We start from the raw sequence: 13,497 nt of genomic DNA on the forward strand, positions 1-13,497 counted from the left end.
TTGTGTGTTTTTTTGTGTTGTCCCCCCCCCTGCTCTTTTTTTCCCCCTAATTATATTGGGGGGGGGGGGGCCCCCCCCCCCCCCCCACGGCGATGACGGCCATGTTCGCCGGATCCGCGAACATCTCGGTGACTGGGCCGTGCTCATTTCCAATAACGTGGCTGGTCACCTCGAACTACAGCTCACGGTGCCAGCAGCCGGGTTGCGCCAGGCCGTCAGCACCGCTCTCGCGCTCGTGGGTGACGTCGGCGAGATTGGTAAGCCGATGGGCGTGCACGCGCTACCCCAGAACGTACTCAAGCAGCGAGAGGGCATCGGGTTGCTGCCGGAACTGATCTCCGTACCCCAGGCCGCAGAGCTGCTCGGCTGCACCCGTCAGAACGTCCTACATCTGATTGACACCGGGAAGCTCCAAGCGATCAAGCCCGCACGGGACTACCTGATCGTGCGGGCGGCGCTCAGCAAGTTCTCGACGACCCAATTCGCCGATAACTGATCGCCACCACATGTCCGTCGCCAGCACAACGGTTTGTATGCGCGACGCTCACCCCCATCCACACGACCGCAGCCACCCAACACATAGGGGCGCCCGTACCCCCGACTGACCATGGCCTCCAACACATCTGGATGAGGTTGGGCAAGACGACCACACCTGCTCTCATGCGAGCACACCGCCTCAACCCATCCGGCGAGGCCGAGCACCGATCAACTTCGCCGGCGCAGTCAGGTCGCACAATGGGATCCGCACACCGCCGAAGGCGGCAAGAAAACAGCCACCGCGAAGCGGTGTCCTCTCGCGGGCGGAAGAGCAGCACCCGTTCGCACATCCACATCAGCCCGGGCGGCAAGGCTGAGCACTGATCCACCTCACCGCCGCGATCAGGTCGCGCAGCCGGATCCGCACGCCGCCGAAGGCGGCCAGAAGGACAGCCGCCGCGAAGCGGCGTCCTTTTGCGGCGGCTGCCCTTTCGCGGCGGCTGCCCTTTCGCGGCGGCTGCCCTTTCGCGGGTGTCCCTCGGGGAGGGTCAGCCGCCGGAGACTCCGATTTCTGCGTCGGCCAGGTCGGCGGTCAGGCCGTCTGTGTCGTCCAGCCAGCCCTGGGGCAGGACGATGTGGTCGCGCGGGCTGCCCTGCCGACCGCGCGGTGCGCCCAACTCGGCGACCGGGAACGGAACCGTGCGGTCGAGCTCAGCGAGCAGTTCGTCGAGGCGCGCGAGAGAGTCGACCATGCCGAGGGCGGCGCGAAGCTCGCCGCCGGCCGGGAAGCCTTTCAGGTACCACGGGACATGCTTGCGGAAGTCGCGCAGGCCGCGCTGCTCCCCCATCAGCTCGGCGAGCAGCTCGCCGTGCCGGCGCATCACGTCCGCGACCTCGCCGAGCGTCGGCAGGTTCAGCGCCTCACCGCCGGAGAAGGCGACCGCGAGATCGCGGAACAGCCACGGCCGGCCGAGGCAGCCGCGCCCGACGATCACGCCGGCGCAGCCCGTGTCGGCGACCATCCGGAGCGCGTCACCGGCTTCCCAGATGTCGCCGTTGCCGAGCACCGGGATGTCCACGTGCTCGACCAGCGCAGCGATCGTGGACCAGTCCGCCTGCCCCGAGTACGCCTGCGACGCGGTCCGCCCGTGCAGCCCGATCGCCGCCGCCCCCGAGTCCGCGGCGATCCGCCCCGCGTCCAGGTACGTCTGGTGGTCGAGATCGATCCCGATCCGGGTCTTCATCGTCACGGGTACGCCGTACGGCGTGGCGGCGTGCACCGCCGAGCGCAGGATCGCGCCGAGCAGGTTCCGCTTCCACGGCAGCGCGGCGCCGCCGCCCTTGCGGGTCACCTTCGGAACCGGGCAGCCGAAGTTCAGGTCGATGTGCGCGACACCGTAGGAGTCGCACAGGATCTGCACCGCCCGCCCGATGTACGTCGGGTCCACGCCGTACAGCTGCACCGATCGCACGGTCTCGCGGTCGTCGAACGTCAGCATGTCGAGCGACTTCTGGTCGCCCTCGACGATGCCGCGCGAGGTGATCATCTCGCACACGTACAGCCCGGCGCCCTGCTCGGCGCACAGCCGCCGGTACGCCGCGTTGGTGATACCGGCCATCGGCGCCAGCACCACCGGCGTCTCGATCGTGAGGTTACCCAGCTGAAGCATGTCAGGCCTTCGCCACCAGCACCTGTCCGTCGCCGGAAACCTGTGCTTTGTAAGGCTGTACGGCGTTGGCGGTGGTCGTCACGTCGCACGCGATCGGCTCGCCGGAATGCTTGACGACGGCAACATCGTCCATCGTGCAGGTCACCTTCGCCGCGTCCTGCACGGTCCGCAGCACGGCGTCCACGACCTTGGCGCGAACGATCGCGACCGACTCCGAGGTGAACTTGTACGACGCCGAGTACTGCTTGGCGTCGACGGTCAGCGTGCCGGTGTAGGGCTTCCCGGCGTACGTCACCGTGCAGGTCAGCTCGTGCTGACCGGCGGTCTCGACCTTGTCGATGCCCGGGCACTTCACGGTAGTGGCGGCCGCCTTGCCGGCGGTGATCTGCGCCTGCTTCGCGATCGCGAACGTGATCCGCTCGGCGAGCGGCGCGTCGGACTCCGGCTCGCCGGTGACCTTCGGCGTCGGCCACGGCTTCGACGGTGTCGGCAGCGCGGTCAGCGTCGGCGTCGACGCGCTCGGGATCGGTGCGCTCGACGGCGCCGTGCTCGAGGCGGGCGCCGTGGGCGACGTCCCTGCCTCGGGCTTGCTGTCCGAGCAGGACACCAGCGCGAGAACCGCGACGGCGACCAGCCCGAACACGGCCAGATCCCGAACCGGCTTCATCGTCAGCAACCCACCAGGTGCTGGGCGAGGTAGCCGGTGACCTCGGTGAGGGCGACCCGCTCCTGCTTCATCGAGTCCCGCTCCCGGATCGTCACGGCGTGGTCCTCGAGGGTGTCGAAGTCGACGGTGATGCAGTACGGCGTACCGATCTCGTCCTGGCGGCGGTAGCGGCGGCCGATCGCGCCGGCGTCGTCGAAGTCGACGTTCCAGTTCTTCCGCAGCTCACCGGCCAGGTCGCGGGCCTTCGGCGACAGGTCGGCGTTGCGGGACAGCGGCAGCACGGCGGCCTTGACCGGCGCGAGCCGCGGGTCGAACCGCAGCACCGTGCGCTTGTCGACGCCGCCCTTGGCGTTCGGCGCCTCGTCCTCGGTGTAGGCGTCGAGCAGGAACGCGAGCACGTTGCGGGTCAGGCCGGCCGCGGGCTCGATCACGTACGGCGTCCAGCGCTCGCCCTTCTCCTGGTCGAAGTACGACAGGTCGGCGCCGGAGTGCTTGGAGTGCGTGGTCAGGTCGAAGTCGGTGCGGTTCGCAATGCCCTCGAGCTCGTCGAACTCCTTGCCGCCGAAGTTGAACCGGTACTCGATGTCGACGGTGCGCTTGGAGTAGTGGCTCAGCTTCTCCTTCGGGTGCTCGTAGAACCGCATGTTGTCCGGGTTCAGCCCGAGGCCGGTGTACCAGTCCCAGCGCGCCTTCAGCCAGTACTCGTGCCAGTCCTCGTCGGAGCCGGGCTCGACGAAGAACTCCATCTCCATCTGCTCGAACTCACGGGTCCGGAAGATGAAGTTGCCCGGGGTGATCTCGTTGCGGAAGCTCTTGCCGACCTGGGCGATACCGAACGGCGGCTTCTTCCGCGCGGTGCCCATCACGTTCGCGAAGTTGATGAAGATGCCCTGCGCGGTCTCGGGGCGGAGGTAGTGCAGGCCCTCCTCGGACTCGACCGGGCCGAGGTACGTCTTCAGCAGGCCGTTGAACATCCGCGGCTCGGTGAAGGTGCCCTTGTTCCCGCAGTTCGGGCAGGCGATGTCGGCGAGCTGGACCGCTTCGGGGTCCTTGTTCTTCCGGCGGGCGAAGTCCTCGCGCAGGTGGTCGTCGCGGAACCGCTTGTGGCAGGACTGGCACTCGGTCAGCGGGTCGACGAACTCGGCCAGGTGGCCGGAGGCCTCCCAGACCTGGGTCGGCAGGATCACCGAGGAGTCCAGGCCGACGATGTCGTCGCGGCCGGTCACCATCGTCCGCCACCACTGGGTGCGGACGTTGTTCTTCAGCTCGACGCCGAGCGGACCGTAGTCCCAGGCCGACTTGGTACCGCCGTAGATCTCGCCGCACGGGTAGACGAAGCCTCTCCGCTTGCTGAGGCTGACGACGGCATCGACGGTTTCCACGGGCACTTTTCGACTCCAGAACGGGCACAGAACGGGCACAGAACGGGTACTGGCGAATCTACGGAAGGGTCCAGGCTATCGGTCCCGGGCGTCGCGGATCGAATCCGCGTCAGCCCGGCAGATCCTCGTACGCCGTCGGCTCGTCGAGAGCCTCCGACAACAGCGGCACCGCGGCCAGCTTCACGTCGTACGGCGACAGCGCGCGCCGGTAACTGCCGATGTTCTCGAACTCGAGCGTCAGCGCCAGCAACTCCGGGTCGTCCACATTCTTCCCGACCCGCGCCGCGACGAACCCTTTCTGCCGCGCGAGCACGTCGACCGCGAGCCGCACCCGCTCCCCGAACCCGGCCTGCTCGGCCTCCCCCACCCGAAACCTGATCACCACGAACACGCCGCTCACCTTACGTGACGCCCACGGCCGCCGGTCAGCACTTCCCATCGCGGCCGTCGCCGCCGCACAGTGAACTCATGGGCCGTATGGACCGTCTGCCCGAGCGCGTGGTCGGCCGGGCCGGGGAACTGGGCGTCCTCGCCGGCCTCCTCGACGAGGTCGAGCGCGGCCGCGGCCAGGGCGCGCTCCTGATCGGCGACGCCGGGATCGGGAAGTCGGCCACGGCATCGGCTTTCGCGGACACCGTGCGCGACCGCGGGTACGCCGTCGCCTGGGGCCGGTGTCCCGAGACGGAGACGCTGCCCTACTGGCCGTGGCGGCAGGCGTTCCGGGCACTCGGTCTCAGCACCGCGCTGCCCGAGTCGGCGGGCACCGGCCGGGCCACTGTCTTCGCGGAGATCGCCGATCAGCTCGCCGCGGCGACCGCCGAGCGGCCCGCGATCGTCATCCTGGAGGACGTCCACCTGGCCGACGGTCCGACGCTGACCTTGCTGCGGTTCGTGGCCGGACTCGTTCCCGAACTCCCCTGCCTGCTGCTGATCACCAGTCGTGACAACGCGGTCGACGTGCCTGAGCGCACCGCGGAAACCTTGCGGGCTATGCCGGCCGCGTTCGTCCGCCTGCCGCTCGCCGGGCTGGACCGGGCCGCGACCGCTCAACTGGTGGAGCGGGTGATCGGTGCCGGCCCGGCTCCCGGGTACGCCGACGACGTCCACGCGCGGACCGGCGGCAATCCGTTCTTCGTCCAGGAGCTCGCCCGGCTGCATGCGGCCCGCGGTACGACGTCCACGGAGACCCCGACCGGCGTCCGCCAGGTTCTCGAACGTCGCCTTGCCCGCCTCAACCAGCCGGCGTACGACGTTCTCGCGACGGCCTCGGTTCTCGGCGAGGACGTGGACCTCGAGTTGCTGGCGGCCGTGGAGCAGATGGCGACGGCCGACGTCCTGGACGTTCTCGGTGACGCGGTGGCGGCTCGGTTGGCCGAGATCGACGGCGACCGGTTCCGCTTCGCGCACTCTCTCGTCCGCGAGGTCGTTTACTCCGGTCTCGGTGCCGTTCGGCGGTCGGATCTGCACCTGCGGGCCGCCCAGGCACTCACCGGACGTTGTTGCCCGACTGGCGTGCACAACGTGACCCACGGCCTGCCGCTGGTGGACACCTGCTGCAGCGCGGACCTGCTCGAGGCCAATGCCGGAAGGGTCGCCGCGCACTACCGTGCCGCGATCGGTCACCCTGAGGCCGGCGATCTCTCGCGGGAGTTCGCGCTCATCGCCGCCCGGGCCGCGATGCGCCGTTCCGGGTACGAACAAGCGGTGTACTTCTACCGCTGGGCAGGCGACGTCGAACCGGCGCTCCGGCTCGAGCTCGGCGAGGCCCAGGTGCTGGCCGGTGAACTCACCAGCGGACGGGAAACCCTGCGTGGTGTCGCGCGCGAGGCCGCTGCCGCCGGTCAGGCCGAGACAGTCGCAAGGGCGGTGCTGGCGATGGGCGGCGGCGTCGGTGGGTTCGAGGTCGACCTGACCGACATCGAGCAAGCCCAGTTGCTCGAACAGGTGGTGCCGGAGCTGCCCGACGCCGCTCTCAAGGCCGCGGCCGTGGCCCGGCTCGCCCTAGGACGGACCCTCACCGATCACGGCGACCGGCCGCGGGACCTGGCGGAACAAGCTGTGGCGCTGGCCAGGGAAGCGGGCGATCCGCGCGCCGAGGTCGCCGCACTGGCGGCGTGGTGCGACGTGCACGCGGATCCCGACCACGTGGCCGAGCGGATCGCCGCCGCCGAACGCATGCTGGCGACCGCGTCCGCGATCGGTGATGTGGCGCTCGTCCTGCTCGCCCGCCGCCAACTGGTCGTGGCTCTGCTCGAACAAGGCCGGTTCACCGAGGCAGACGGGCAGATCGCGGCGTTCGCGCACACCGTCCGGCCACTCGGCCTGCCCCTGCACAGCTGGCTGGTACCGATCTGGCAGGGCATGCGCGCACTGATGACCGGCCGCCTGGACGAAACGACGGCGTGCATCGACCAGGTGTCCCAGCTCGCCGAGGAGGCGGACAGTGTGAACGCCCGCCTGATGGTGTTCGCGTTGCGGTCCGCCCACGCGTGCGCGACCGGGACGATGCCGCCGCTGCGGGCGTACCTCGAGGAGGTGATGACGCCGTACGGCGGCAACCCGATGATCGACGGCCCGTACGCCTACTACTCCATCCAGGCCGGCGCCCTCGACCGCGGCCGCGGCATCGTCCGCCGCCGCGTCCGCGACGGTCTGGACGCGATCGTCAAGGACGCCGAATGGCTGGAGTCGATCGCGTTCTTCGGTGAAGCCGCGCGCCTCGGCGGCGACGACGAGGCAGCGGCGCTCGCCTACGACGCGCTGGCGCCGTACGCCGATCTGTGGGTGATCGACGGGATGGGTGGCGCGTGCCTCGGGACCGTCTCGCTGTTCCTAGGCCGGCTGGCGGCTCAGCTGGGACGCCCGGAAGCGCGCCGGCTGCTCGAGTCCGCGCTCGAGGCCCACCGGGCGGTGGACGCCGGAACGCTGGCCGCCGAGACCGAGAAGGCGTTGGCAGAGCTGGGCGGTGGCCGCATCCACCGGCCGACCGACACCGGCGAACTCTGCCGGCTCGGCGCGACCTGGGCGGCGACCTGGCGCGGCGTGACCGCCCATGTGCAGGATTCCAAGGGAGTTCGCGACCTGGCGATCCTGCTGGCCCGCCCGCGTACTCCGGTCAGCGTGCTCGACCTGTCCGGACCCGGGCGGGTGGCCGGCGGCGACCTCGGCCCGGTGCTCGACGACCAGGCGCGGACGGCGTACCGCGAGCGGCTGCTCGAACTGGAGGACGACCTGGCCGAGGCGGAAGCGGGCAACGATCTGGCCCGCGCCGAGAACGACCGGGCGGAGCGGGACTTCCTGACCCGTGAACTGGCCGGCGCACTGGGACTCGGCGGACGGGCCCGTACCGCGGGCGATCCGGTCGAGCGCAGCCGCAAGGCGGTCTCGATGCGCATCACGGCCGCGATCAAGGCGATCGACCAGGTCCATCCGGCGCTCGGACGGCATCTGCGTGTCTCGATCCGCACCGGCCGCCAGTGCGTGTACGAACCCGAGGACGAGGTCACCTGGCATTGCCAGTCCGCACCTGGCGCCTGAGGTGGTGAAGGCAGTACCTACCTCAGGAGGGATCGACATGACCACCACTGACACGACGACTGACACGACCACTGACACCACGACCGACCTCGCTGCCGCGGAAGCCCTGATGGGGCGGATGTTCGGTGCGGCGCTGGGCGCGGCCGAGCTCTACACGATCTACCTCGGCGACGTCCACGGGCTCTACCGGGCGATCGGCGAGAGCGGTCCGGCCACGGCCGCCGAGGTCGCCGACCGGACCGGTCTCGACCACCGGTACGTCGTCGAATGGCTGCAGTCACAGGCGATCAGCGGCCTGCTCACGATCGACGGCACCGACGTCGCGACCGATCGGTACGACCTGACGCCGGGGATCCGCGAGGCGCTGCTCGACCCCGGCAACCCCTTCTTCGCCGCCGGTCTCGCTGCGATCCTCCCCGCCGTCGGGCGCGCGTTCCCGCAGCTGGTGGACGCGTTCCGCAGCGGCGCCGGCGTGCCGTACACGGCGTACGGCCAGGAGGCGGTCATCGCCCAGGAGGCCCTCAACCGGCCGGCCTACGTCAACTCGCTGGTCGCCGAATGGGTCCCGGCGGTCCCCGGCCTGCACGACGTCCTGTCCCGCGGCGCGCGGGTCGCGGATCTGGGCACCGGCGCCGGCTGGTCGGCGATCGAGCTCGCGAAGGCGTACCCGGCGGTCCGCGTCGACGGTTACGACAACGACGAGGACTCGATCACCCGGGCCCGCCGGAACGCCGCGGAGCACGGCGTGGCCGACCGCGTCGACTTCGAGGTCCGCGACATCACCGCCGTCACCGCGGACGGGACACGGTACGACGTGGTGACGTTCTTCGAGTGCCTGCACGACTTCGCGCACCCGGTCGACGCGCTGACCGCCGCCCGGGCGGCCCTCGCACCAGGCGGTTCGGTGATCGTCATGGACGAGCGGGCCGACGAGGTGCTGGCCGCGCCCGGCGACGAGGTGCAGCGGTTCCTGGCCGCGGCCAGCGTGATCTGGTGCACGCCACAGGGCAGGGTCGACGAGGATTCCGAGGTCGTCGGCACGATGCTGCGTCCGGACGGATTGCGTCAGCTGGCCGCGAAGGCCGGGTTCAGGTCGGTCGACGTGCTGCCGATCGACCACCCGTTCTGGCGGTTCTACCGGCTGAACCCGTAGCGGCTCCGCGACCTGGAACAATGGCGTCATGAGCACCCCCAGCAGTCCGTTGCGGCGGCGGATCACGAAGGTCAGTTATCCGTGGGTCCAGAAGCTGCATGCCGCGCCCAAGCTGACGTTGCCGGGGATCACGCTGGTGCTGGCGCTGGTCGGGGTGTTCGCTCCGGTGCCGGTGGGGGTGCCGGCGTTGGTGCTGCTCGCGTTGCTGCTGGGGTGGCTGGCGTTCCTGTCGTGGCCGGCGGTGACGACCGGGCCGCGCTTCCTGCGGATCTTCTCGATCCTCGTCATCCTGCTGTTCGCGGTCTCGCGGATCGCGACCGGCTGAGCCGCGCGGTCCTTCAGGGCCGCCCGAGGCTGTCGTAGGCGGCCTCGACGGCGGCCTCGCGGAGCTCGGCGACCGGCTCGTGGTCGATCATCACCGCGCAGTCGGACAGCCCGCCGAGCGCGACCATGCACCGGACCGCGTCGGACAGCGACGGGCTGGTGCCGACCAGGAGCTCGGCGAGCGTCCCGCGCCACTCGATGAAGCGGTCGGCGAGCTTCAGTTCGTGCAGCACCGAGAGGTCGCGGATCGCGAGCCGGATCAGCGCGCGGTGCTGGTAGGCGAGGTCGAAGTACGAGCCGAGCAGCTCCCGCGGCGCGACCGGTGCGGCCGCCTGTTGCGCGGCGGCGTACGCCTCGAAGTCGGCGATCATCGGCTCGACCAGGCTGTTCAGCAGGTCCTCGCGGGACGCGAAGTGGTAGTACAGCGCCGGCTTGGTGACGCCGAGCCGGTCGGCGATGTCGCGCAGGCTGGTCTGCTGCATGCCGCGCTCGGCGAACAGGTCCAGGGCGGCCTGCTGGATCCGCGCCCGGGTGTCGCCCGTCCGTCGTCTCGGCATACCCCGAAGATTAGCTGACCTTCCGGTAAGTAAGCCATTGACAACCCCACACCTGTTTACTTACCTTCCGATAAGTAAGGGGGTTGTCATGAAGATTCTGATCTCGGGTGCCAGCGTGGCCGGTCCGGTGCTGGCCCACTGGCTGCACCGCTACGGCTTCGAGCCGACGCTGGTCGAGCGCACGCCCGCCGGCCGCCACGGCCTCGGCGGCCACGCCGTCGACCTGTTCAGTTCCGCGGCCGACATCACCCGCCGGATGGGGTGCTGGGACGCGATCGAGGCGGCCCGCACCCAGCTCGACGCGATGACGATCGAGCGGTTCGGCAAGCGACCGGTCGAGGTCGACCTCAGCCGGATGTACGCCGGGATCTCGAGCCGGCACGTGGAGATCCTCCGCGGCGAGCTGACCAGGATCCTGTACGGCGCCACGCGCGACACCGCCGAGTACGTGTTCGGCGACTCGATCGCGGAGCTCCACGACGACGGCGCCGGCGTCGACGTCACCTTCGAGTCCGGCACGCGGCGCCGCTTCGACCTGGTGATCGGCGCCGACGGCCTGCACTCCAACGTCCGCCGACTCGTCTTCGGTCCCGAGGAACCGCTGCGCCGGCCGCTCGGCGGATACCTCGGGGTGTTCTCGATGCCCGACGTGTTCGGCCTCGGCAACCACACGCTGTCGCACTTCTCGGTCGGCAAGCTGGTCGGTATCTACGGCGTGCACCAGACCGGTCAAGTGCGCGCCGGCTTCCTGTTCCGCGCACCCGAGTTGCGCTACGACTACCACGACAAGGATGAGCAGAAAGCCTTGCTGGTCAAGGAATTCCGGGACTACGGCTGGAAGGTTCCTCAGCTGCTGGAGCACCTGGAGCAGGCCGAGGACTTCTACTTCGACTCGATCGCGCAGATCACACTGGACACCTGGCACCGCGGCCGGATCGGTCTGGTCGGCGACGCGGGCTACTGCCCCGGACCGGCCGTCGGAGGCGGCACAAGCCTTGCGGTGATGGCGGCGTACATCCTGGCCGGTGAGCTGGCCGCGGCCCGGAGCGATCCGCCGTCCGGCCTCCGCAACTACGCGCGGACCATCCGGCCGATCGTCGAGCAGAGCCGGCGGTTCGCGCCGAAGGTGATGCGCACGATCATTCCGGCCGGTCCCTTGGCGCTACGGCTGATGCCGACCGCGGCAGCGACGCTGGCGAAGCTGCCCACACCGGTGCAGCGCTTCATCTGGTCGCAGAACGCGGTGGGCAAGGCGCTCAGCTCGGTCCCGATGCCGGACTACTCAGACCTCGTCCAACCCGAGCGCGGTCAGCCGGTCACGTAGCCACGCCAACTCCTTGGTGACCCGTTTCGCCAACCCCTGCTGGGTTCTGGGCGCACGCGGCCACACGTAGACCTCGGACTCCAGGTGATGCGTGAGCGGGTGCCCTCCACCGACCAGCCTGGTCAGGCACTCGTCCAGTACGCCGGTTGTCGCGCTCAACGGATCGGGCGGCGCAGCGTGGGCCGCCAGATGCGCGTGCATCCGCCAGGCGGCGTGACCGGACAGCTCGCCGGACTGCGCCACATCGTCCACGCCGGGCCCGCCCCACTCACGCACCTGACGCAGGTACTTCGATCGGCCGAGCTGACCGAGCGCGTAGCGACCGGACGCATCCGACGGGTCCACGAGCGTCGGAGCCAGCGACAGCTGCGCCTTGACTACGTCCACGCCCGCACGCCACAACAGCTCGAACGACTGGGCCGGCTCCTCGAACTGCACCGCCAGATGACACGTGTCGAGCCCCAGCCCGATCCGCGACGCCCCGCCGTACGGACTGGAATAGCGATCCAGCCAGGCCGCGGCCTGACCAATCATTTCCAGCACGCAGCCCGGCTCGGTCTCGACGGCGATCCGGATGGTCCGACCGGTCCTGGTCTCGGTCCGGGCGAGGTGCTGCTCGACGCGGTCGATCGCTTCCCGCGCTGCCCGGTTGCGGTCCCTCGACCACGGCACCCGCCAGCCCAGCGGGACGGTCGAGATCGAGCCGTACGGCGCGTCCGCGGGCAGCAGCTCGGCCAGGACGTCGATCAGGTCGAGCGTGTAGCGGAGCCGTTCGGGGTCCGTCCAGTCAGGGCAGTACAGCTTGGTACCGACGACCTTGTCCCTGAACCGGGCGTGCGGTGTGCCGTTCAGCGTGACGACTTCGAGCCGGTTCCGGTAAAGCGCGCGGCGGAGCTTGCTGAGCGCGGCCGGCGAGTTCGCCAGCCGATCGGCGAGCCGGTGCGGGAACCACAGGCCGACCCCGAGCACCGGTACGCCGAGCGCCGATCGGACCGCGCCGGCGCAGGCGTCGAGCCCGGCGACCAACTCGTCGAGCTCCGCGGCCGGATGCACCGTCGCGCTGTACCCCAGGTGGACGGTCGAACCGTCCCGATGACGAAACCTCATCAGCGCTCCTCACCCCGTACGGTCGCCGAAGGTAGTCGCTGGCGGACTCTCCGTGACCTATCTGCACTGTAGAAGGCAGAGCGCCGGGGCGGAAGGGCTGATTTTCAGTTGTCGGCCGAGGCCACCAGGTCGCGTGATCGGTCGGCGACCGCCATCGCGGCGAGGGCGGTGGTCAGCGGGACGGCCGCGATGATCCCCAGGCTGCCGACCAGACCACGGACCACCTCGACCGCCACCGACTCGGTCGACAGAACCGCGCGGCCGGGAAGGTCCTGGATGGCGAAGACCAGCAGCACCGGCAGCGAGGCACCGGCGTACGCCAGCACGAGCGTGTTCACCACCGAGGCGACGTGGGTGCGGCCGATCCGCAGACCGGCGCCGATCAGTTCACGACGGCTCGCGGACGGGTTCGAGGCCGACAACTCCCAGACCGCCGCGGCCTGCGTGACGGTCACGTCGTCGAGCACACCGAGCGCGCCGATCACCATGCCGGCCACGAGCAACCCGGTCAGGTCGATGTCGGGCACCAGCGCCTTGGCCCCGGACGCCCCCTCGGACGCCAGACCGCTCAACTGGCAGAACTTGGTGAAGAACCAGCCGAGGACCACTGTCAGCCCGAGCGCGGCCACCGTCCCGGACAACGCGATCGAACTCTCCGCGTTGATCCCATGGGTCAGGAACAGCGCGATCGCCATGATCACCGTCCCGCCGACGACCGCGACGAGCAGCGCGTTCTCCCCCTTCAGGATCGCCGGCAGGATGAACTGCGTCAGCATCACCGCCGTCACCGCGAGCGCGATCAACGCGGCGAAACCGCGCCAGCGCGACAACGCGACGACGGCGACCGCGAAGACCACCGCCAGCCACAGCAGCGGTTTCGTCCGGTCGTGGTCGACGTAGGAGTACCGGTCGGCGACCGTCGGCGCGTCCTGCACGCCGAGCATGATCGACTGGCCGGCCTTGACCGGGATCGACGTCTGACCGGACTTCGGGACCTGGATCGGCACGACCTGGCCCTTGTCGGGCCCGCTGGTGAGCTCGACCGTCGCCTCGTCGCACTGGTCCTTCACGTTCGGGCAGGCCTTCACCGCGGTGACCTCGCCGCGCGCGGTGGCGGTCTGGTACGACGCGACCTTCACGCCGCCGCCGGGCCACATCACGATCATCAGCACCACGGCAGCCAGCAGCAGCGGGGTCAGCACCGCGGCGACCACGATCCGGACCCGGCGGGCGACGACCGCGTCCGAGTCCACCACCCACGTGTCGACCACGTGGTCCCCGTGGCCGTGCCCATGGCCG

12 protein-coding genes are annotated in these 13,497 nt (G+C 70.0%); 5 read left to right on the forward strand and 7 right to left on the reverse strand.

Annotation, left to right across the window (positions count from 1 at the left end):
* Window positions 1-139: 139 nt before the first annotated feature.
* Complete coding sequence (locus ABZW60_RS39120; RefSeq protein ID WP_355485717.1) at window positions 140-496, forward strand: excisionase family DNA-binding protein; 357 nt, start codon at window positions 140-142, stop codon at window positions 494-496.
* Window positions 497-1,025: 529 nt separating this feature from the next.
* Here the strand turns inward: ABZW60_RS39120 and dusB are convergent.
* The 4 genes from dusB to ABZW60_RS39140 form a co-directional block, all read right to left on the reverse strand.
* Window positions 1,026-2,147, reverse strand: coding sequence for a tRNA dihydrouridine synthase DusB (dusB, locus tag ABZW60_RS39125; RefSeq protein WP_355485718.1), 1,122 nt, complete (start codon window positions 2,145-2,147; stop codon window positions 1,026-1,028).
* 1 nt (window position 2,148) lies between these two features.
* Window positions 2,149-2,814, reverse strand: a complete 666-nt coding sequence (locus tag ABZW60_RS39130) for a hypothetical protein (RefSeq protein WP_355485719.1) — start codon at window positions 2,812-2,814, stop codon at window positions 2,149-2,151.
* Window positions 2,815-2,816: 2 nt separating this feature from the next.
* Window positions 2,817-4,202 (reverse strand): glycine--tRNA ligase, encoded by a 1,386-nt coding sequence (locus ABZW60_RS39135; RefSeq protein WP_355485720.1) that lies wholly within the window; start codon window positions 4,200-4,202, stop codon window positions 2,817-2,819.
* 103 nt (window positions 4,203-4,305) lie between these two features.
* Entirely contained in the window at window positions 4,306-4,587 is a 282-nt protein-coding gene (locus ABZW60_RS39140) for an antibiotic biosynthesis monooxygenase (RefSeq protein WP_355485721.1), read from the reverse strand.
* A gap of 77 nt (window positions 4,588-4,664) precedes the next feature.
* On the opposite strand from ABZW60_RS39140, the gene ABZW60_RS39145 reads away from it, so the two are divergent.
* From ABZW60_RS39145 to ABZW60_RS39155, 3 genes are read left to right on the forward strand one after another with little or no spacing between them, the layout of a single operon-like run.
* The gene (locus ABZW60_RS39145; protein WP_355485722.1) at window positions 4,665-7,733 is read left to right on the forward strand and encodes an AAA family ATPase; all 3,069 of its coding nucleotides are present in this window, start codon (window positions 4,665-4,667) and stop codon (window positions 7,731-7,733) included.
* Window positions 7,734-7,770: 37 nt separating this feature from the next.
* Entirely contained in the window at window positions 7,771-8,886 is a 1,116-nt protein-coding gene (locus ABZW60_RS39150) for a class I SAM-dependent methyltransferase (RefSeq protein WP_355485723.1), read from the forward strand.
* A 28-nt stretch (window positions 8,887-8,914) separates the two neighbouring features.
* Window positions 8,915-9,211, forward strand: a complete 297-nt coding sequence (locus ABZW60_RS39155; protein ID WP_355485724.1) for a DUF6703 family protein — start codon at window positions 8,915-8,917, stop codon at window positions 9,209-9,211.
* A gap of 13 nt (window positions 9,212-9,224) precedes the next feature.
* Here ABZW60_RS39155 and ABZW60_RS39160 read toward each other — a convergent pair whose 3' ends face one another.
* A complete protein-coding gene (locus tag ABZW60_RS39160) occupies window positions 9,225-9,767 on the reverse strand; it encodes a helix-turn-helix domain-containing protein (protein ID WP_355485725.1) in 543 nt (180 codons plus the stop codon).
* Between the two features lie 88 nt (window positions 9,768-9,855).
* On the opposite strand from ABZW60_RS39160, the gene ABZW60_RS39165 reads away from it, so the two are divergent.
* Window positions 9,856-11,091 (forward strand): FAD-dependent monooxygenase, encoded by a 1,236-nt coding sequence (locus ABZW60_RS39165; RefSeq protein WP_355485726.1) that lies wholly within the window; start codon window positions 9,856-9,858, stop codon window positions 11,089-11,091.
* Here the strand turns inward: ABZW60_RS39165 and eboE are convergent.
* On the reverse strand, window positions 11,050-12,198 hold the full coding sequence (gene eboE / locus ABZW60_RS39170; protein WP_355485727.1) for a metabolite traffic protein EboE: 1,149 nt from the start codon (window positions 12,196-12,198) through the stop codon (window positions 11,050-11,052). The two genes, ABZW60_RS39165 and eboE, sit on opposite strands and share 42 nt — an antisense overlap.
* Before the next feature lie 104 nt (window positions 12,199-12,302).
* Window positions 12,303-13,469: a YibE/F family protein gene (locus ABZW60_RS39175; protein ID WP_355485728.1), complete on the reverse strand. Its 1,167-nt coding sequence runs from the start codon at window positions 13,467-13,469 to the stop codon at window positions 12,303-12,305.
* Window positions 13,470-13,497: the final 28 nt, after the last annotated feature.

Source organism: Kribbella sp. NPDC003557 (assembly GCF_040610805.1).
Classification (GTDB): domain Bacteria; phylum Actinomycetota; class Actinomycetes; order Propionibacteriales; family Kribbellaceae; genus Kribbella.